The following is an 18,439-nucleotide window of genomic DNA, read 5'->3' on the forward strand; positions in this document are numbered from 1 at the left end:
ATTTGGTCACGATTTCGGCGTCAGTTTCAAAAGGCGTCCGGGATTATCATCCTCGATCAGCCAGATCGCGCCGTCCGGGCCCACAGTCACATCGCGGATACGGTTACCCATATCGAAGCGCTGCGCCTCGTCGGGCTGGCCTTTGCCATCGAATGACACTCGCACCAGCGCCATGGATGAAAGACCGGCAATCAGCGCCGAACCATCCCAGGATTTGAACATGTCGCCCTTGTAGAAGACCAGACCGCCCGGTGAAATCACCGGCGTCCAGTACAGCAACGGCGCTTCGAATTCCGGCCGGGTGCTGTGGCGGGGGATCGGCCTGCCGCTGTAATTATCGCCATTGGAGACCAGCGGCCAGCCATAATTGAGACCGGGCTTGATCAGATTGAATTCATCGCCGCCCCTTGGCCCCATCTCGTTTTCCCAGAGCTTGCCATCCGGCGCAAAGGCCAGCCCGTAAGGATTGCGGTGGCCGGTCGTCCAGGTCAGGCCGCGAATACCGCCCTCGCTCGCATGGGGATTGTCTTCCGGCACGGACCCATCGAGATTCATGCGCAGGATCTTGCCCATGGGGGCTTTGTCATCCTGTGCGGTGGCAGGCTGCATGCGTTCACCGACCGATAGGAACAAGTGCTTGCCATCGGGTGCGAAGGCGATCTTTCCGCCCGGCTGCCCGCCCTTGGCCACCACATCCTGCTTCCACAACGTGGTCACGTCTTCGAGCGCGGCCTTGCCGTCGCTCTCCGCCAGTTTGGCCCGCGCCAGCACAACACTGCTTCCGCCTTCAGCCGGCTCATTATAGGTAAAATAAAGCGCCTTGCTCTTCGCAAAATCTGGCGCTGGCTCCACATCCAGCAAACCGTTTTGTCCGCTATAGGCGACCTTGGGCACGCCGGACACTTCAGTCTTTTTACCGGCCTCGGTGGCGATAAACATCTTCCCGGGCTTTTCGGTCACAACCAGACGGCCATCGGGCAGGAAGGCAATTGCCCATGGCGTGTTAAATTCTGCAACGCTTGTGACGTTGAAGGGCAGCTCGGCCTCGGCTTTCCGGTCGCCCGCATTGATGCTGGCGGACCAGGCGGAATGGATCGGAACAGACGTCACCGATGCGGCGAGAGCAAATAGTAGACTGAGGTGAGCGGCGCGCATGTCTTCTCCTCGGAGGCTTTGACGATGAGAATGGCAGGTTATTGTTACATGGGGTCTTGTCGCCGAGATGAAACCCCTCATCGAAAAAACCTTGAACGGGCCTCGTCTGACAGACGGTAAGAAAACTTGTCCAATCTAAATCGTTTAAAAAAATTTCAATCGTTTCAATCGGTTGCGCTGCCATTTGTTTTACCGAACACTTCTGCTATCGGCGGTGAGCCATTAATTTCCGATGCCGACGGAAGCCATATCTGTCGGCCTGGCCTGTAGAGGAGCTTTACGAATGACCGAACGTCTCGAAGATATTGCGATTGCCATGGTCGCTTCCGGAAAGGGCATTCTGGCCGCTGATGAAAGCTCCGGAACCATCAAGAAGCGCTTCGATTCGATCAATCTGACGTCCACGGAAGATGCGCGCCGCGATTATCGCGAGATGCTCTTCCGCGCCGACGATGCGATGAAGAACTACATTTCCGGCGTCATCCTTTACGATGAAACCATCCGCCAGAAAGCCAAGGACGGCACGCCGCTCGCAGAGATCATCCGCAATGCGGGTTCGATTCCGGGCATCAAGGTCGATGCTGGTGCAAAGGCGCTGGCCGGTTTCCCGGGTGAAACCATCACCGAAGGTCTGGACGGCCTGCGCGAACGCCTGAACGAATATTACGGTCTCGGCGCACGTTTCGCCAAATGGCGCGGCGTCATCGCCATTGCCAATGGCGTGCCGACCTGGGGTGCGATCAAGCAGAATGCACAGGCGCTGGCGCGCTATGCAGCGCTTTGCCAGGAAGCTGGCATTGTGCCGATCGTCGAGCCGGAAGTTCTGATGGACGGCAAGCCGGGCGATCACAACATCGACCGCTGCTATGAAGTGACCGAACTGGTTCTGAAGACGGTCTTCGCCGAGCTTTATGACGCCCGCGTCAAGCTGGAAGGCATGATCCTCAAGCCGAACATGGTCATCGACGGCAAGAATGCCCGCAAGGCATCGGTCGAGGAAGTTGCGGAAAAGACCGTGCGTTGCCTCAAGGCGACCGTACCGGCAACCGTTCCGGGCATCGCCTTCCTTTCGGGCGGCCAGTCCGACGAAGAAGCAACCGCGCATCTCTCGGCCATGAATGCAGGCTATGACATGCCGTGGCAGCTGACCTTCTCCTACGGTCGTGCTCTTCAGGCAGCAGCGCTCCAGGCATGGGGCGGCAAGCCGGAGAATGTTGCTGCTGGTCAGCGCGCCTTCACGCACCGCGCCCGCATGAACGGCCTTGCCGCAACCGGCGGCTGGAAAAAAGAACTCGAAAAGGCTGCCTGATCCATTTCAGAGCCAGAGATATGAAGAAAAGCCCGGTTTTGACCGGGCTTTTTTATGATTCGCGGAAATGAAAGCCGACAGCCAGCGCCATGACGAACAAGGCGATGACGGCAATTTTCCAGAAATCGCCGCGACGCTTCAATCCCGGCAAGCCGAGCGGTTTGATGATGTGCAGTCCCATCAGCAGGACAAGCAGCACAGGCAGAACTTTGGTCACGGCGACACCTCTCCCCTCCTTGTGACGCAGGTGCCTGCAAGCTGCAAGCACTCTTGCTGAAGCGCATCTCGAAAAATGCAAAGCGCCATTCCGTCAAGATGCGCGTAAAAACAAACAATTAGACCGCCCTCAAAATGCCGCCGCTTTATGTTCCCATCTTCATCTTAAGTCCCATGGACGAAGCTTTGCGGCTCGGCGTAAATTAAGGATGGAGGAGATGAAAGCGCACTGGGAAATCCGGGAGGATTTCGGTCTGAGGAGGCCGCTCTCGCGCTGACATCTGATGAAAAATCGCATCATGAAACGCCCGTCATGCGGGCGGTGACTGGCGCGTGTTTCTGGGAGGAACAGCATGACTTCGAAATATGCCGAGACCTATGCCGCCTGGCAGGCCGGTCCTGAGCGTTTCTGGGCGGAAGCCGCGCAGGCGATCGACTGGTTCAAGCCATGGGATCAGGTTTTTGCAGGCGACGAAGGCGTCTATGGCCGCTGGTTCACCGGCGCGGAATGCAACACCTGCTACAATGCGCTCGACCGTCATGTCGCCAATGGGCGCGGCGATCAGCTGGCGCTGATCTATGAAAGCCCCGTCACCGGCAAGGTGCGCAAATTCACCTATAGCGAACTGCTGGAGGAAGTGGAGGCGCTCTCGGCTGTCATGCTCGACAACGGCGTGACGAAGGGCGACCGCGTCCTGATCTATATGCCGATGGTGCCTGAAGCTGCCGTCGCCATGCTCGCATCTGCACGAATCGGCGCTGTGCATTCCGTGGTCTTCGGTGGTTTCGCCGCCAATGAACTCGCAACGCGCATCGACGATGCAAAGCCGGTGATGATCATTGCCGGTTCCTGCGGCATCGAACCGACGCGTGTGGTGCCCTATCAGGACATGCTCGACAAGGCCATTGCAACCGCCGATCACAAGGTCGGCCATTGTATCATCTTGCAGCGCGAACAATATGCGCACGCCCCCGTTGACGGGCGCGACATCGATTACAAAACCACCGTCGACGCGGCGCGCGGTCGTCACATCCCCTGCACGCCTGTCGCCGCGACCGATCCGCTTTATGTGCTCTACACGTCCGGCACCACTGGCGAGCCGAAGGGTGTGGTGCGTGACAATGGCGGGCACATGGTGGCACTGGCCTGGTCGCTCAAACACGTCTTCGGCGTGGAACCGGGACAGGTTTTCTGGGCCGCCTCGGATGTCGGCTGGGTGGTCGGCCACTCCTATATCGTCTATGCGCCGCTGCTGGCTGGAGCCACGACGATCCTGTTCGAAGGCAAGCCCATCGGAACACCCGATGCTGGCACCTATTGGCGCATCATCGCCGAACATGGTGTGGAGGTGATGTTCACCGCGCCAACGGCACTACGCGCCATCAAGAAGGAAGATGCTGACGGGAATTTCGTCCGCAAATATGACCTGTCGAAATTCCGCGCATTGTTTCTGGCGGGCGAACGCGCCGATCCGGACACGATCCATTGGGCAGAAAACCTGATCGGACGCCCGGTGATCGATCACTGGTGGCAGACCGAAAGCGGCTGGCCAATGGTCGCCAATCCGCTTGGCCTCGGCCTTCTGGAAACGAAATATGGATCGCCGGCAGTCTGTCTTCCGGGCTATGATATCCGCGTGCTGGACGATGAAGGCCACGAGGTCGAACGCGGCCAGCTCGGCAATATCCTGATCAAGCTGCCGCTACCGCCCGGCTGTCTGCCAACGCTGTGGAATGCCGATGAGCGCTTCAGGAAAGCTTATCTCGCGGAGTTCCCCGGCTATTACAAAACCGCCGATGCCGGATATATGGATAGTGACGGCTATCTCTACATCATGAGCCGCACCGACGACATCATCAATGTCGCGGGCCATCGTCTGTCGACGGGCGCGATGGAAGAGGTCCTTTCCAGCCATCCCGATGTGGCGGAATGCGCGGTTCTCGGCATTTCAGATCCGGTCAAGGGTCAGGCGCCTTGCGGGTTTCTGGTGCTGAAATCCAATATTGACCGCGATACAAGCGAGGTCGAAAAGGAATGCGTCGCCATGGTTCGCGATGCTATCGGCCCGGTCGCAGCCTTCCGTCTGGCCTTGACCGTCAAGCGTCTGCCCAAGACCCGTTCCGGCAAGATCCTGCGCTCGACCATCCAGAAAATCGCCGATGGCGAAACATGGAAAATGCCCGCCACCATCGAAGATCCGGCGGTTCTCGATGAAATCAGCACGATCCTGCGCGAACGCCACATCGGCATGGCCTTCGCCTGAGCTTGGTGGCGGCATCAGACCCAAACTATTGACCGGCGGTTTTCGCCGGTCCACTCTCCGCGCGAAACGGAGAACAGACCATGCAGCTTGAAGGCAAGGTAGCCATCGTCACCGGTGCTGCCCGCGGTATTGGCTATGCCATCGCAAAACGCTTCCTCATGGACGGCGCCAGCGTCGTTCTTTCAGATATTGACGCCACGGCCACCTCGCAGGCGGTCAAAGACCTCGAACAATTCGGCGATGTGCGTGCCATGGCGGCGGATGTCGGCGACAAGCTCGATATCCATAATCTGATGACCTTTACCGTCACCAATCTCGGTGAGATCGATATTCTCGTCAACAATGCCGGTATCGTGCACAAGGCGGATTTTCTCGACCTCAAGGAAGAGGATTTCGACCGCGTCATGCGCGTCAATCTGAAGGGCGCATTCCTGTGCGGACAGGCTGTCGCCAAGCGCATGGTCGCCCGTGTGGAAGCCGGTGGCGAAGCGGGCACGATCATCAACATGTCGTCTATCAACGCCATTTTCGGACTGCCGGAACAGCTCGCCTATTCCGTCTCCAAAGGCGGACTGAGCCAGCTGACACGCACCATGGCCATAGCGCTCGCGAAATGGGGCATCCGCGTCAACGCCATCGGTCCCGGTTCCATCCAGACAGACATGCTGTCGGCAGTGAATACCGACGCCGAGGCGCGCAAGACGATCCTGTCACGCACGCCGCTTGGCCGAATCGGAGAACCGGCGGAAATCGCATCCATCGCCTCCTTCCTCGCATCGCGGGACGCCAGTTATATCACTGGCCAGACGATCTATGCCGATGGCGGACGTCTGCCGCTCAGCTATATGGCCGAACCACGTTTCAAACCGTAAGTGCTTGCGAAGCGCTCGTACCGATACCTATATATTAGCGACATAATAATATCGCTTTGCTCCTGACAGAAAGCTGTCAGGAGGGGTGTGCGATAGTGTTTCCCTAAGGATGAGGGAGATGAACTATGGCACTCGCAATCGCACCGCTGATCGCAATCTTGAAGGAATACCGGCGCAGGCATGATGAGCGTCGCCGTTTTGTCCGCACCCAACGCGCACTGGACGGTTTGCCGAAAGATCTGCGCAAGGATTTGGGCTGGCCAGATCGCTATCTGGAACAGCGCAAGACAACATATTGCAACGGAGAGTGAACCCGGAATGCGCAGAGCAGACCGTCTTTTCCAGATCGTTCAGCACCTGCGCGGTGGCAGGCTTGTCACCGCGCGCCAGCTTGCCGAACGGCTGGAAGTCTCCGAGAGAACCATCTATCGCGACATATCCGACCTGCAATCGACCGGCGTTCCGATCGATGGCGAGGCCGGTGTCGGCTATATATTGCGGCAGGGTTTCGAGCTGCCGCCCCTGATGTTCACACGTGATGAAATCGTCGCGCTGGTAGCGGGTGCGCGCCTCATTCGCGCCTGGGGCGGCGTATCCATGGCGCGCGGCGCCGAAGAAGCTTTGGTCAAGATCGAGGCCGTGCTGCCCAAGGAAGAGCGCGCGCGGATCACCGGCACACAAATCCACGCCCCTACTGCCAGAATCAGCATCGACGAGCGCCGCATCATCGACGCCGTCGAGCGCGCGGTGGACGAAAGCTGCGTACTCAATATCCGCTACCGCGATCTCGAAGCACGCGAGAGCGAACGCGACATTCGCCCGCTCGGCCTGTGGTTCTGGGGCAAGGTATGGACCGTGATCGGCTGGTGCGAACTGCGCAATGCGTTCCGCACCTTCCGCACCGACCGCATTGTCGAGGCAAGTGAAGCTGGCCGCCGGTTTCGGGCCGAGCGCGGCAAGACGCTGGCTGACTTCTATCGCCTGATGGAAATGAGCGAGTACAACGCTTTCAAGGACTGATATCACCCAAGACGACTGCAACTCAAACTCCGTCGAATGTTCTGCATTCGGCGGAGTTCATTCTTCAGCGGTCAGTCAAAATCGCACCGAGCTGCGCGACGATATATTGAAGGCCCTGATCATCTTCTCGGCGCTTATGCCATGCGATATGCAGTGGAAAACCACCGACCGTGATGGGCGGTGGAAAGGCAACAAGATCGGCATCGGCATTCGGAATGCAGTGCGATGGCAGCATGGCGATCATATCCGTGCTTTTCAGTAGATCCGGCACCATGCCAAAATTGGGCACCACGAGACCTATGCGCCGTTTCAACCCCTTTTCAGCGAGAATCTTGTCTGTCGGGCTGCTCATATCACCGCGTCCCGACACCAATATATGCGGATATGCCAACCAGCGATCGAGCGTGAACTCACTTGCCGCCGGATGCTCACGCCGCATGACGACGCGGTAATCCTCATCCAGCAAGTGCTTGCGCTGGAGATCGTCGTCAGTCTCCGGAAACACCGATACAGCAAGATCGCTTGCGCCGCTCACCAGCGCTTCTTTTGCCGCCGCCGCACCATGCCAGGGTTGCATCACAATATCGATACCCGGCGCGTCGACGGCAAGAGCTTGCAACAACGGCTTGATGACAAAAATGGCCGGATAATCAGCCGTGCAGATTTTTATTGTCTGACGGACTGAAGCCAATGAAACCTGCGGCGGATCGACCAGCGCCACGACGCTGGAAAGCAGTGTCTTCAACGGTGCGCGCAAAGCTTCCGCACGCGCCGTGCGGCGCATCGTGCCACGCCCGCGTTCGAGCAGCACATCGCCGAAAACGGCGCGGCAGCGTTGCAAGGCGTTGGATACGGCAGGCTGGGTGAGGTTCAGGCGATCCGCCGCGCGGCTGACATGCGCCTCATCGAGAAGCGCATCCAGAATGACCAGAAGATTGAGATCGAGCGCTCTTAAATTCATAAATTGAATAATAGCATATACCGATAATAGATTGGAATAATCATCGGTTCGATTTCATCATCGCTCCAACATCAGCAACAGTTGGAAGGAACAGATGATGTCCAGAACGTTGATTTTGCTATTTCATCCCGATCCGTCGCGGTCAAAAGCCAATGCCGCGCTGGCTGCCGCGGCCGCCCGACTGCCGGGGGTGACCATTGTCGATATGCAGACAGCCTGTCCCGACGGGATCGACTTTTACAAAGATGGCGAGCGTGAAGCGCAACGCCTTCTCACGGCGGACCGCATCGTTCTGCAATTCCCGGTCCAGTGGTATTCAACACCGCCGCTTTTAAAAGCCTGGCAGGATGCCGTGCTGACCCGCATGTTCTACGTGAACTATGAACAGGAAGGGCGGGCGCTGGAAGGAACGCCTTTCATGATCGCCGCGACCGCAGGCAACGTGCCAGAGGCCTACACGCCGGGCGGACGCAATATGTTTCCAATGAGCGAACTGATGGCCCCTTTGCGTGCAACGGCCAATCGTTGCGGACTGGGATGGACCGAGCCATTCTTTCTTTATGCAGCAGACAAACTAGCGCCGGATGCACTGGAAAGCGCGGCAAGCCGCTATGTTCAGGCGCTGGAGCACTGGATAGCCGCAACACCGTCAGTTGCAACCGATCACAAAGCGGCCTGAACGAAAACGCCCGGCATAAAGCCGGGCGTCAACTGACTTATATCGAGAGGCGAATGCCTGACGATTATTCTTCGTCTTCGTCGGTGTTCGTGCCCTTGAGCGACGAGAGCTTCGCGAAAACCTTGTCCGCGTCGAGTTCTTCTTCTGCAGCCGGTTCGTCGCGATAATCGAAGTTTTCCGTTGCGGAAGCTGGCAGCAGCGTGCTGTCGGATTCCGGTGCAGCCGGACGGTTGCGCGCTGCGCGTTCGACTTCAATGTCCAGATCGATCTGCGAGCAAAGACCGAGCGTGACCGGGTCCATCGCCGTCAGATTGGCGGAGTTCCAGTGCGAACGGTTGCGGATCTGTTCGATGGTCGACTTGGTCGTACCGATCAGGCGCGAAATCTGCGCATCCTTCAGTTCAGGATGATTGCGCACCAGCCAGAGAATCGCGTTCGGACGGTCCTGACGCTTCGACAACGGCGTGTAGCGTGGGCCCTTGCGCTTGGCTTCAGGAACGCGAACCTTCGGGTCGGCAAGTTTCAGACGGTAGTACTGGTCTTTTTCGCCCTTCGCGATTTCCTCGCGCGAAAGCTGTCCTGTAATGACCGGATCGAGACCCTTGATACCCTGCGAGGCCTCGCCATCGGCAATCGCCTTCACTTCCAGCGGATGCAGCTTGCAGAAAGCTGCAATCTGATCAAACGACAGAGCCGTATTATCGACAAGCCAGACGGCCGTTGCCTTCGGCATAAGAAGCTGAGTGGCCATTAGATATAATCCTTCTGTTCGTCCGCTCCGGTGGTGCGGGACGTGGAAAAAACCACAATTTCCGGGAAATCACGGCCTATATATAGGTTTTTTGGCAGCAGGGCAAGAATGCGCTGAAGCCGTCACAACAATCTGTGCGTGAATTCCCAATTGCGGCTATAACGAGCCGAAAATGGCGGGCTTTGATAAGCGGAAGCGCAAAACCACACCATTTGCAGGCCGTCAGAGCCGGAATTCTCAGGCTATATCGAGCACGATCTTCCCGATATTTCGCCCCTCTTCCATGCGCTCATGGGCACGCCAGGCATCCTTCAGGGAAAAGATCATGTCCATGACTGGTGCAACGCGGCGCTCAGCCAAAAGCGGCCAGACCTTGGCCTCCAGCTCGCGTGCGAGACCTGCCTTGAACTCAATCGGGCGGGCGCGCAAGGTCGATCCGGTGTGGGTCAGACGCTTGGTCATCAGCAGCGCGAAATTGGCGGTTGCCTTGGCGCCATTCAAGAAGGCGATCTGCACGATGCGGCCATCCTCGGCTGCGACCTTATAATTACGGTCGACATAATCGCCGCCCACCATGTCAAGAATAACATCGGCGCCCTTGCCACCAGTCGCGTCCTTGACGGCGGTGACGAAATCCTCATCGCGATAGTTGATTGCCCGGTCTGCGCCAAGTTTCAAACAGGCATCGCATTTGTCCTTCGAACCGGCGGTCACAATGACCTTTGCTCCAAACGCCTTGCCCAACTGGATGGCGGTCGTACCGATGCCCGACGAACCACCGTGAATCAGCAGAGTTTCGCCTTCCTTCAGCCCACCGCGTTGAAAAACATTGTGCCAGACGGTGAAGAAAGTCTCCGGGATGGCGGCAGCCTCGATATAGCCATAGCCGGAGGGCAGTGGCAGTGCGTTGGTTTCATGCACCACGGCATATTCGGCATAGCCGCCACCGGGCAACAGCGCCACGACCTGATCGCCTTTTTTGAAGCGCTTCACTCCCGCACCGAGAGCGACAATATCGCCTGCGATTTCCAGTCCCGGAATATCGGATGCGCCGGGCGGCGGCGCATAGCTTCCCTGACGTTGCAACACGTCGGGGCGATTAACGCCCGCAGCCCGCACGCGCACCAGCACCTGCCCCTCCCCCGGTTCCGGCATGGACCGCTGAACGGGGCGCAGCATATGCGCGCCACCCGGTTCGGAAATCTCGATTGCAGTCATCCGGGAAGGTAAATCGGCCATCATCATCAAAACTCCTGTTCGAACGCAGCCGGAATCTTGTGCGCCTTACACAGCTTCGCACCGTCGCAGAAATGCCTCACATAAGGTCTGATCTGGGTCCGATATGGGACACACGCAATTCCGTTAGAGAAATCGTAATCGATTTTCCCAAATATATATGCGAAGATTCAAGGTGTTAAATCTTTTCTCGGTGACTAAGCCATCATTGACCACGGAGGAAGGCCATGAGCGGTTTCGAAGAAGATGCAATAAAGCCACGTGACAGCGCGGTGCTCAGCGAAGATGAACTGTCGCTGCTTTCAGTCGCGGAGATCGATCAGCGCATTGTCTTGTTGCAATCGGAAATCGAGCGACTGAAAACCCAGAGACTGAAGAAAGGCGACAGCCGCGCGGCGGCCGAAGCCCTGTTTCGCTAGAATGAAAGCCTCCGGGCTTTGCCGGTTCGATAAGCTCTGACAGAGCTGAAGCGGCTTCAATCCGATCACACATATTGAAGCCACCTCAACCAGACCAAACCCCTTGATGCCCATCGAAGCCGCATAAGGCGGTTTCGGCCAGTTTCCGGGCATTCATCCACGGGGCAATCACATAGGAATGTCGTTGTGCGCGTTTACATTCAGGTCCTGTCCCTTCTCTGTGGCACAGCCTTTCTCCTGATGGCATCGGGTCTACACGGGTTGCTGCTGCCCTTGCGCGGCGGCGCCGAGGGCTTCTCAGTCGCATCGCTCGGCATGCTGGGCACCACCTGGGCAGGCGGCTTCGTAGCAGGCTGCCTCTTTGCCCCGCGCCTTGTGCGCCGTGTCGGCCACGTGCGCGCCTTCGGCTGCTTTGCCGCATCGGCGGCAGTCATTGCGCTTCTTTCCGGCATCTTCGTCGATGCAACGATGTGGGTCATCCTGCGCGCCTTCACCGGCTTCTCAATGGCGGGCGCCTTCATGGTCATCGAAAGCTGGCTCAACGAACGCGCCACCAATGAATCGCGCGGCAAGATTTTCGGCCTCTACATGATGGTCAATTACGGGGCCACCATGACCGGCCAGATGCTGGTTGCTGGCGGTGATGTGCACTCCGACCATCTGTTCATGATCTGCGGCATTCTCTTCTGCCTCGCGCTCATTCCGACCGCCATTTCCACCGCTGTCAGCCCGCGACCACTCACCGAAGTCCAGCTTGATCTCAAGGCGCTCTACCGCAACTCACCCGCCGCCTTCGTCGGCTGCATATTGATCGGCATTGCAAATGGCGCATGGGGCACGCTTGGCGCTGTCTTTGGCGCGAAATCCGGCATTTCGACCACCGAAATCGCTCTCATGGTTAGCGTGACCATCGCTGCGGGCGCTTTGATGCAGATCCCCATCGGACGTATTTCCGATCTGGTGGATCGCCGTTTTGTGCTGGCCGGCGTCGCAGCGCTGGCCGCCTTCGTCGGTCTGATCGCATTCCTCGTCGGACCATCGAGCGGGCCGGTCATCATCGTCATGACAGGCTGCTACGGCGCGCTTGCCTATGCGCTCTATCCGGTCGCGGTTGCGCATGCCAACGACCATGCAACGGCGGAAAGCTTTGTGAAGGTCTCCAGCGGTCTTTTGCTGCTTTACGGCTTCGGCACCATGCTCGGCCCGCTTCTGGCCGCTGCGGCCATGGATATATTCTGGCCGTCCGGGCTCTTTGCCATCACCATGCTCGCGCATATTTCCATTACCGGATACGCGCTGTTCCGCTCGCGCCAGCGTGCTGCTGTGCCGAAAGAAGAAAAAGATCAGTTTAAGAGCATGCCTTCCGAACGTGGTGCGACACCGGAAGCGATGAACCTCGATCCGAGAGCTGAGGCAGAAAGCTGATGTGATTGGTCAGGCCGTGTGAAGCGCCAAAGCGAAAAAAAATGCGCTGATAAAATATGTGAATCGAAATGTTCGGCGGCTGAGGCACAGCCGCCAAATCTAGCCCCAGATGTTACCGTTAAAGGCGCAACCGCCATTCGACCGTTCTGGCCGAGATGCTTAACGCGATATCAGGGCAGCAACACCCAGCTTTCGCCGGTCTGTCCCACGTCCGATATGAAATGGCTTGAAGCGCCTTTGCGGCTTTCCCTGTTTGTGCGCCCGGCGGGCGCTGGCGTCAGTGACGCGTTACCTGAGATCTAAGCTTCTCGATCTGGTCCTTCAGCATAAGCTTCTTGCGCTTGAGAGACGCAACGTGAAGATCATCCATTGCCGGTGACGCCAAAGCATCGGAAATTTCCTGCTCCAGAGCGCCGTGCTTCTTTTCAAGCGTGGCAAGATGGGACTCGATAGCCATCATCAGTTCTCCTTGGTTGATTTCCACACAATAATGAAACAGCCAGACCAACCTCCGTGGCAGGTGCTGTTGTTCCATTTGCTCAACTGCATGAACGCCCGGCACACCTCCTGTTTATCCGGGCCAAACACACAGTCCCGGCTGTCAGAGACGCGGTTTTGATTTGTCGCCTTCGACAGCCGCTATCCATGACAGAACCATGACAGTTTGGCATGAGTTTGGTGCAAAGTCGATTTTGTCGTGGTAGCATTTTCCAATCGCGAAAAATGTGATAAGGGCTTGCCCGAAACGGGCTGGTGCCGTGCCTTGATCAAGGTTCGGCGCAGCCCGTAAAACTATTCAACAGAATGGGGTTCCGCATGTCCGATCAGGAACAGGCCGAGATCAGGTTGGCCGTCGCACGTCTGAAACAGGAACACGCGGATTTCGATGCAGCCATCAATGCGATGATCGCTGTCGGCTGCGACCAGTTGCGCGTCCAGCGCATGAAGAAGAAAAAACTCGCGATCAAGGACAAGCTTCAGGAAATGGAAGATCAGGTCATTCCTGACATCATCGCCTGATTGCGCCTCATATCGAAAGCAAAGCCGGGGTTCGCCCGGCTTTATCATTTTTATCCACGCAACATCTCATCCGCGAACGAGTGAAACGGAGCAGGACAGATCAATGAGCGTTACAGCCAACGTCGCCATTATCATGGGCAGCCAATCTGATTGGGAAACCATGCGCCATGCCGCAGACACGCTGGAGGCGCTGGGTATCAGCTTCGACGCCCGTATCGTTTCCGCTCATCGCACGCCGGACCGGCTGGTCGCTTTCGCCAAGGGCGCGAAGGCTGAAGGCTTCAAGGTCGTGATCGCCGGTGCAGGCGGCGCGGCGCATCTTCCCGGCATGACCGCCGCCATGACGCCGCTGCCTGTCTTCGGCGTACCGGTCCAGTCGAAGACGATGTCGGGTCAGGACTCACTCCTCTCCATCGTGCAGATGCCCGCAGGGATTCCGGTCGGCACGCTGGCCATTGGACGCGCCGGCGCCGTCAATGCCGCCCTGCTCGCCGCTGCCGTGCTGGCGCTTCACGACGACGCCCTTGCCGCCCGTCTTGATGAGTGGCGCAGCGCCCAGACCGAGAGCGTGGCTGAACGTCCCACCAATGAGGTCTGATATGGAAAATTCCGCACTTCAATCCGGAGCGACGATCGGCATCATCGGTGGCGGACAGCTGGGCCGCATGCTCGCCATGGCCGCCGCGCGCCTCGGCTTCCAGACGGTCATTCTCGAACCGCAGGCAGATTGCCCGGCGGCGCAGGTTGCAAACCGCCAGATCGTAGCGGCCTATGACGATCCAAAAGCGCTCGCCGAACTCGCCGCTGCGTCCGACGTCATTACCTATGAATTCGAAAACGTGCCGGTCAGCGCCGCCGACAAGCTCGCTGAGACCGCAATTGTGCTGCCGCCTCCGGCAGCGCTGGAAATTTCGCAGGACCGCTTCAACGAAAAGCAGTTCCTCAACGAAAGCGGCATCGAGACCGCGCCCTGGCGTCTGGTCGATGACGAGGAAACGTTGATCGCAGCGCTCGGTGCGCTTGGCGAACGCGGCATCCTGAAAACCCGCCGCCTCGGCTATGACGGCAAGGGACAGGTTCGCCTGACGTCGCTGGATGAGACAGCGGCCCATGCCGCACTGGTCGCCATCAACAAGGCCCCGGCCATCCTCGAAGGTTTTGTCGATTTCGAACGTGAAGTCTCGGTCATTGCCGCGCGCGACCGCAGCGGCAATGTCGCCATCTATGACATTGCCGAAAACGTACACAAGGACGGCATTCTCTCGACGTCGACTGTTCCTGCCCACATCACCGCACAGACGGCTGATGCTGCGCGACAGGCCGCAGAGAAGCTTTTGCATGCGCTGGACTATGTCGGCGTTCTGGGGCTTGAATTCTTCGTCTTGAAGGACGGCTCGCTGCTCGCCAATGAATTTGCACCGCGCGTGCACAATTCCGGCCACTGGACGGAAGCCGCCTGCGCGATCTCGCAGTTTGAGCAGCATATCCGTGCCGTTGCCGGACTGCCGCTTGGCAATACAGACAGGCATTCCGATTGCGTGATGGAAAACCTGATCGGCAATGATGTCGACAAGGTGCCAGCGATTCTCTCAGAACCCAATGCCGTGCTGCATCTCTACGGCAAAAAGGAAGCCCGTGAAGGCCGGAAAATGGGCCATGTGACCCATATCAAGCCGCGCGCCAGCTAGGCTTTGTCGGGAATCTTGACGATTCCCGATGACTCCGCCGTCTGCGACAAGATTTTCGGCCCCTCGCCCGTGAATCTGCCGCGCAGGAGTTGACATTTACCCGAAACCTTGTGTATTTCGGCCAACCCTTCAGGCACATATACCGTGTCTGTAATCAATTGGCGCCTTGGGCGCTGTTTTTATGAAGCCCGGCGGCGTGTTCATGTCGATGGGCCAACCAGACCGGTGATTGACATGAAGATCAAGAACTCGCTTAAAGCGCTTAAGGGCCGTCATCGCGACTGCCAGCTGGTCCGCCGCAAGGGCCGCGTTTACATCATCAATAAGACTGCTCCGCGCTACAAGGCTCGTCAGGGCTAATCTTATTTTTGATTTTGCATTTGACGTTCCGCCGTGCATAGGGAAATCTATGCATATGCGGAACGTTTTTGCATGTCTGAAGATCTTTGCGGCAGTTGCCGCATTCAGCGCGGCGACATTGGCCGTCGACGGCGCACGCGCCGAGATGACGCCTAATAAGGCGCCTTTGAATTCGCCGCTGATCGCTCCACTCACGCCCGTGCAGATTGGCGCAGACAGCGAGCAGAAACCAGATTCGGCGCAACCTGCCCCTGCCAAAACTGCCGAGCCCCAGACGCCGGAAGAGCGCCTCGACAAGCTGTTTGCGGAATTGCGCAAAACGACGGACGAGGCAAAGGCACGGCGCATCGCCTCACAGATCAATACGCTCTGGTCGCAATCCGGCAGCGCCACGATTGACCTTCTGGTGCAATGGGCCAATGCGGCCCTGCTCGAACGTCGTTATACATCGGCGCTCGATTTCCTGAATGAGGCCATCGCTCTCAATCCGGATTATGCTGAAGCATGGAACCGCCGCGCGACCGTTTATTTCCTGCAAAAAGACTATGCCCACGCCATGTACGATATCAATCGTACGCTTGAGCTGGAACCGCGCCATTACGGCGCCCTGACGGGCATGGCGGCGATTCTGCGCGCCCGTGGCCTCAAGGAGCAGGCGATGAAGGCCTATGAGCAGGCGCTGATCGTTTATCCGATGATGCGCGACGCCCAGAAGAGTGTCACCGATCTTGCCGACGAGTTGGCCGACACCCGCACCTAGCACTACAGCTGCATTCTTCGTGATGCCGGTCTGCAACGAGCGATTTCCTGTGCTCCGGTGCTCACGTACGTTGAAGTACGCTCCGCTCCGGTGCTCGAAAATCACTCGTTTCGCCACGGCCTGACGAATTTGCAACTGTAGTGCTAATCTGCAAACAGAACTATCCCACAAAGCAAAACGCGCCCCGAAAGGAGCGCGTTTTTCGAACTTATGCGGATGAGCACCTAAAACTGGATGAGATTCGGGATGATGGTGTGCCGAAAATGGTGGGGCTTTGAGACCCGGAGCGGAATGTACTTAAAGGTACATGAGCACCGGAAGCTCAAAGACGCGCCATTTGCAGGCCACCAGAGCCCGAATATCGCCAGTTTAGACGCCGGACTTGCCGTCCGCGCCGATATAGGCGATGCGCAGCATGTTGGTCGCGCCTGGCGTACCGAAAGGCACACCGGCGGTGATGATGATGCGGGAACCAGCCTTGCCGAATTCTTCTTCGAAGACGATCTGGCAGGCGTGATCGACCATATCTTCCAGATCGTGCGCATCGGCGGTCACGACGCAATGCAGGCCCCAGACGAGCGACAGCTTGCGGGCAGTATCGACGACCGGCGACAGCGCGATGATCGGCGTGCGTGGACGCTCGCGGGCAGCACGAAGGCCGGTGGTGCCGGAAGCCGTGTAGGTCACGATGGCCGAGAGCTTCAGCGTTTCGGCGATCTGGCGGGCTGCGAGCGAAATCGCATCGGCGCCGGTTGGCTCAGGTGCTGCACGCTGCGCATCGATGATGGTCGAATAGGTCTGTTCCTGCTCAACCTGCTCGGCAATGCGGTTCATGGTGGCGACCGCTTCAACCGGATACTGGCCCGATGCGGATTCAGCCGAAAGCATGATGGCATCCGCGCCTTCGAACACAGCCGTTGCAACGTCCGACACTTCGGCGCGGGTTGGCACCGGTGCGGTGATCATGGATTCGAGCATCTGGGTCGCCACGACGACTGGCTTGCCAGCGCGGCGGGCACGACGGGTGATCTGCTTTTGAATGCCGGGAACGCTTTCAAGCGGCATTTCGACACCGAGATCGCCACGGGCAACCATCAGTGCGTCGGAAAGCTCAATGATCTCATCAAGACGCGTGACAGCCTGCGGCTTTTCGATCTTCGACATGATGCCGACCTTGCCGCGCGAAACCTTGCGCACTTCGGCCAGATCTTCGGGACGCTGAATGAAGGACAGCGCAACCCAGTCGATTTCTTCCTTCAGAACGGCATCAAGGTCCTTGCGGTCCTTTTCGGTCAGCGCGCCGACACCGAGCGTGGTGTCCGGCAGGCTGACGCCCTTGCGGTCGGAAATGCGGGTGCCGGAAATGACCTTGCAACGGATGGACTTGCCGTCGGTTGCTTCCGCAACCAGATGCAGCTTGCCATCGTCGATGAGCAGGCGGTGGCCCGGCTCGACCGCTTCCAGAATTTCCGGATGCGGGAGGAATACGCGGGTTTCGTCGCCTGGTGCTTCGTTATTGTCGAGCGTGAAGGTCTGGCCGGGAACGAGATCGACCTTTCCATCCTTGAACTTGCCGACGCGCAGCTTCGGGCCCTGAAGGTCGGCGAGAATGCCGATCGGGCGGCCAACAGCCTTTTCCACATTGCGGATGCGCTTCACGAGGGTGCGCATCAGGTCATGGTCGGCATGGCTCATATTGATGCGGAAAACATCGGCACCGGCTTCAAAGAGCTTGCGGATGACGGCTTCCTCGCCAGACGCCGGACCCAGCGTTGCGAGAATCTTGACCTTGCGGTTGCGCTTCATTGACTATTCGTTCCTGTAACAGTGGGGGTTTCCGGCGGTGTTTCGTCTGCAAGCTGAACCATCCAGCTCGATTGTTCCCCGGTATCATATTCCTGGAAGCCGTTGCGCTGGAAGCCGCGCGCAAAGCAATCCTGTACGCCTGAAATGCGGAATTCCTTTTCCGCGACGCACATATTCACATTGCCCTGCCAGCGACCGTCGCCCTGGGCATCCTCGGCATAGAGGTAATAATAGCGCGAAGTCAGCGGGCCTTCGATCAGCGTTTTGCACGTTGAGCCTTCGATATGCCACCAGCCTTCCGTTACCCAGCCGGTCTTGGCCCGGTAACCGATGGCGACGCCAACAAGATTCTGCGTCGAATTACATACGCGGAAATCGGCCCGCGCCTCCACAGATGTCATGCCGAGTGCGCCAAGCAACACAGCGGAAAATACAGCTAGGAAGTGTGGAAGTCGCATCCGCCGAACCCCTTCAGCCCGCAATCGCTTTTGTTTCACG

The 18,439-nt window shown here is 58.2% G+C and carries 21 protein-coding genes; 13 read left to right on the plus strand and 8 right to left on the minus strand.

Annotated features, from left to right (window positions below; translation table 11 throughout):
* Positions 1–6 precede the first annotated feature (6 nt).
* Positions 7–1,155 carry a PQQ-dependent sugar dehydrogenase gene (locus FGI60_RS18290; RefSeq protein WP_138786416.1) on the minus strand — a complete coding sequence of 383 codons (1,149 nt, stop codon included), beginning with the start codon at positions 1,153–1,155 and terminating at the stop codon, positions 7–9.
* Positions 1,156–1,438: 283 nt separating this feature from the next.
* Here FGI60_RS18290 and FGI60_RS18295 point away from each other — a divergent pair, with 283 nt between their 5' ends.
* Positions 1,439–2,464, plus strand: a complete 1,026-nt coding sequence (locus FGI60_RS18295; RefSeq protein ID WP_138786417.1) for a class I fructose-bisphosphate aldolase — start codon at positions 1,439–1,441, stop codon at positions 2,462–2,464.
* A gap of 52 nt (positions 2,465–2,516) precedes the next feature.
* Here the strand turns inward: FGI60_RS18295 and FGI60_RS26325 are convergent, their stop codons facing one another.
* On the minus strand, positions 2,517–2,681 hold the full coding sequence (locus FGI60_RS26325) for a hypothetical protein (RefSeq protein WP_171058803.1): 165 nt from the start codon (positions 2,679–2,681) through the stop codon (positions 2,517–2,519).
* Between the two features lie 352 nt (positions 2,682–3,033).
* On the opposite strand from FGI60_RS26325, the gene FGI60_RS18300 reads away from it, so the two are divergent.
* The 4 genes from FGI60_RS18300 to FGI60_RS18315 all read left to right on the plus strand — a co-directional run bounded on the left by FGI60_RS18300 (position 3,034) and on the right by FGI60_RS18315 (position 6,836).
* Entirely contained in the window at positions 3,034–4,944 is a 1,911-nt protein-coding gene (locus FGI60_RS18300; RefSeq protein ID WP_138786418.1) for a propionyl-CoA synthetase, read from the plus strand.
* An 80-nt stretch (positions 4,945–5,024) separates the two neighbouring features.
* Complete coding sequence (locus FGI60_RS18305; RefSeq protein ID WP_138786419.1) at positions 5,025–5,816, plus strand: SDR family NAD(P)-dependent oxidoreductase; 792 nt, start codon at positions 5,025–5,027, stop codon at positions 5,814–5,816.
* A 125-nt stretch (positions 5,817–5,941) separates the two neighbouring features.
* On the plus strand, positions 5,942–6,127 hold the full coding sequence (locus FGI60_RS18310) for a hypothetical protein (protein WP_138786420.1): 186 nt from the start codon (positions 5,942–5,944) through the stop codon (positions 6,125–6,127).
* Positions 6,128–6,134: 7 nt separating this feature from the next.
* Positions 6,135–6,836: a helix-turn-helix transcriptional regulator gene (locus FGI60_RS18315; protein WP_138786421.1), complete on the plus strand. Its 702-nt coding sequence runs from the start codon at positions 6,135–6,137 to the stop codon at positions 6,834–6,836.
* A 64-nt stretch (positions 6,837–6,900) separates the two neighbouring features.
* Here the strand turns inward: FGI60_RS18315 and FGI60_RS18320 are convergent, their stop codons facing one another.
* Entirely contained in the window at positions 6,901–7,797 is an 897-nt protein-coding gene (locus FGI60_RS18320; RefSeq protein ID WP_138786422.1) for a LysR family transcriptional regulator, read from the minus strand.
* 97 nt (positions 7,798–7,894) lie between these two features.
* Here FGI60_RS18320 and FGI60_RS18325 point away from each other — a divergent pair, with 97 nt between their 5' ends.
* The gene (locus tag FGI60_RS18325; protein ID WP_138786498.1) at positions 7,895–8,476 is read left to right on the plus strand and encodes an NAD(P)H-dependent oxidoreductase; all 582 of its coding nucleotides are present in this window, start codon (positions 7,895–7,897) and stop codon (positions 8,474–8,476) included.
* Positions 8,477–8,540: 64 nt separating this feature from the next.
* Here the strand turns inward: FGI60_RS18325 and FGI60_RS18330 are convergent, their stop codons facing one another.
* Both FGI60_RS18330 and FGI60_RS18335 read right to left on the minus strand, forming a co-directional pair.
* Positions 8,541–9,227, minus strand: a complete 687-nt coding sequence (locus tag FGI60_RS18330) for a DUF1013 domain-containing protein (RefSeq protein ID WP_078339508.1) — start codon at positions 9,225–9,227, stop codon at positions 8,541–8,543.
* Positions 9,228–9,464: 237 nt separating this feature from the next.
* A complete protein-coding gene (locus FGI60_RS18335) occupies positions 9,465–10,469 on the minus strand; it encodes an NAD(P)H-quinone oxidoreductase (protein WP_138786499.1) in 1,005 nt (334 codons plus the stop codon).
* A 221-nt stretch (positions 10,470–10,690) separates the two neighbouring features.
* Here FGI60_RS18335 and FGI60_RS18340 point away from each other — a divergent pair, with 221 nt between their 5' ends.
* Both FGI60_RS18340 and FGI60_RS18345 read left to right on the plus strand, forming a co-directional pair.
* Positions 10,691–10,882: a DUF1192 domain-containing protein gene (locus FGI60_RS18340; RefSeq protein ID WP_078339509.1), complete on the plus strand. Its 192-nt coding sequence runs from the start codon at positions 10,691–10,693 to the stop codon at positions 10,880–10,882.
* Between the two features lie 186 nt (positions 10,883–11,068).
* The gene (locus FGI60_RS18345) at positions 11,069–12,307 is read left to right on the plus strand and encodes an MFS transporter (RefSeq protein WP_138786423.1); all 1,239 of its coding nucleotides are present in this window, start codon (positions 11,069–11,071) and stop codon (positions 12,305–12,307) included.
* Between the two features lie 277 nt (positions 12,308–12,584).
* Here FGI60_RS18345 and FGI60_RS18350 read toward each other — a convergent pair whose 3' ends face one another.
* Positions 12,585–12,767, minus strand: a complete 183-nt coding sequence (locus tag FGI60_RS18350) for a YdcH family protein (protein ID WP_171058804.1) — start codon at positions 12,765–12,767, stop codon at positions 12,585–12,587.
* 356 nt (positions 12,768–13,123) lie between these two features.
* On the opposite strand from FGI60_RS18350, the gene FGI60_RS18355 reads away from it, so the two are divergent.
* From FGI60_RS18355 to FGI60_RS18375, 5 genes are all read left to right on the plus strand, one after another.
* Positions 13,124–13,327, plus strand: coding sequence for a YdcH family protein (locus FGI60_RS18355; protein WP_078339590.1), 204 nt, complete (start codon positions 13,124–13,126; stop codon positions 13,325–13,327).
* Between the two features lie 103 nt (positions 13,328–13,430).
* Positions 13,431–13,925, plus strand: a complete 495-nt coding sequence (gene purE / locus FGI60_RS18360) for a 5-(carboxyamino)imidazole ribonucleotide mutase (protein WP_138786424.1) — start codon at positions 13,431–13,433, stop codon at positions 13,923–13,925.
* A gap of 1 nt (position 13,926) precedes the next feature.
* A complete protein-coding gene (locus FGI60_RS18365) occupies positions 13,927–15,015 on the plus strand; it encodes a 5-(carboxyamino)imidazole ribonucleotide synthase (RefSeq protein WP_138786425.1) in 1,089 nt (362 codons plus the stop codon).
* A gap of 234 nt (positions 15,016–15,249) precedes the next feature.
* Positions 15,250–15,375, plus strand: a complete 126-nt coding sequence (gene ykgO, locus FGI60_RS18370; RefSeq protein ID WP_010661422.1) for a type B 50S ribosomal protein L36 — start codon at positions 15,250–15,252, stop codon at positions 15,373–15,375.
* Between the two features lie 37 nt (positions 15,376–15,412).
* Positions 15,413–16,135, plus strand: a complete 723-nt coding sequence (locus FGI60_RS18375) for a tetratricopeptide repeat protein (RefSeq protein ID WP_138786426.1) — start codon at positions 15,413–15,415, stop codon at positions 16,133–16,135.
* 369 nt (positions 16,136–16,504) lie between these two features.
* Here the strand turns inward: FGI60_RS18375 and pyk are convergent, their stop codons facing one another.
* Together pyk and FGI60_RS18385 are read right to left on the minus strand one after the other, a co-directional pair.
* On the minus strand, positions 16,505–17,941 hold the full coding sequence (gene pyk / locus FGI60_RS18380) for a pyruvate kinase (RefSeq protein ID WP_138786427.1): 1,437 nt from the start codon (positions 17,939–17,941) through the stop codon (positions 16,505–16,507).
* Positions 17,938–18,399, minus strand: coding sequence for a DUF1036 domain-containing protein (locus FGI60_RS18385; protein WP_078339515.1), 462 nt, complete (start codon positions 18,397–18,399; stop codon positions 17,938–17,940). The genes pyk and FGI60_RS18385 overlap by 4 nt, the downstream gene beginning before the upstream one ends.
* Between the last annotated feature and the right edge of the window lie 40 nt (positions 18,400–18,439).

The organism is Brucella haematophila (assembly GCF_005938105.1).
Classification (GTDB): Bacteria; Pseudomonadota; Alphaproteobacteria; order Rhizobiales; family Rhizobiaceae; genus Brucella; species Brucella haematophila.

Excerpts from the sequence above, each read along its gene's own strand:
- FGI60_RS18290 (WP_138786416.1), bottom strand. The coding sequence starts at position 1,155 with ATGCGCGCCGCTCACCTCAGTCTACTATTTGCTCTCGCCGCATCGGTG.
- FGI60_RS18295 (WP_138786417.1), top strand. The coding sequence starts at position 1,439 with ATGACCGAACGTCTCGAAGATATTGCGATTGCCATGGTCGCTTCCGGA.
- FGI60_RS18300 (WP_138786418.1), top strand. The coding sequence starts at position 3,034 with ATGACTTCGAAATATGCCGAGACCTATGCCGCCTGGCAGGCCGGTCCT.
- FGI60_RS18305 (WP_138786419.1), top strand. The coding sequence starts at position 5,025 with ATGCAGCTTGAAGGCAAGGTAGCCATCGTCACCGGTGCTGCCCGCGGT.
- FGI60_RS18310 (WP_138786420.1), top strand. The coding sequence starts at position 5,942 with ATGGCACTCGCAATCGCACCGCTGATCGCAATCTTGAAGGAATACCGG.
- FGI60_RS18315 (WP_138786421.1), top strand. The coding sequence starts at position 6,135 with ATGCGCAGAGCAGACCGTCTTTTCCAGATCGTTCAGCACCTGCGCGGT.
- FGI60_RS18320 (WP_138786422.1), bottom strand. The coding sequence starts at position 7,797 with ATGAATTTAAGAGCGCTCGATCTCAATCTTCTGGTCATTCTGGATGCG.
- FGI60_RS18325 (WP_138786498.1), top strand. The coding sequence starts at position 7,895 with ATGTCCAGAACGTTGATTTTGCTATTTCATCCCGATCCGTCGCGGTCA.
- FGI60_RS18330 (WP_078339508.1), bottom strand. The coding sequence starts at position 9,227 with ATGGCCACTCAGCTTCTTATGCCGAAGGCAACGGCCGTCTGGCTTGTC.
- FGI60_RS18335 (WP_138786499.1), bottom strand. The coding sequence starts at position 10,469 with ATGATGGCCGATTTACCTTCCCGGATGACTGCAATCGAGATTTCCGAA.
- FGI60_RS18340 (WP_078339509.1), top strand. The coding sequence starts at position 10,691 with ATGAGCGGTTTCGAAGAAGATGCAATAAAGCCACGTGACAGCGCGGTG.
- FGI60_RS18350 (WP_171058804.1), bottom strand. The coding sequence starts at position 12,767 with ATGATGGCTATCGAGTCCCATCTTGCCACGCTTGAAAAGAAGCACGGC.
- FGI60_RS18355 (WP_078339590.1), top strand. The coding sequence starts at position 13,124 with ATGTCCGATCAGGAACAGGCCGAGATCAGGTTGGCCGTCGCACGTCTG.
- purE (WP_138786424.1), top strand. The coding sequence starts at position 13,431 with ATGAGCGTTACAGCCAACGTCGCCATTATCATGGGCAGCCAATCTGAT.
- FGI60_RS18365 (WP_138786425.1), top strand. The coding sequence starts at position 13,927 with ATGGAAAATTCCGCACTTCAATCCGGAGCGACGATCGGCATCATCGGT.
- ykgO (WP_010661422.1), top strand. The coding sequence starts at position 15,250 with ATGAAGATCAAGAACTCGCTTAAAGCGCTTAAGGGCCGTCATCGCGAC.
- pyk (WP_138786427.1), bottom strand. The coding sequence starts at position 17,941 with ATGAAGCGCAACCGCAAGGTCAAGATTCTCGCAACGCTGGGTCCGGCG.
- FGI60_RS18385 (WP_078339515.1), bottom strand. The coding sequence starts at position 18,399 with ATGCGACTTCCACACTTCCTAGCTGTATTTTCCGCTGTGTTGCTTGGC.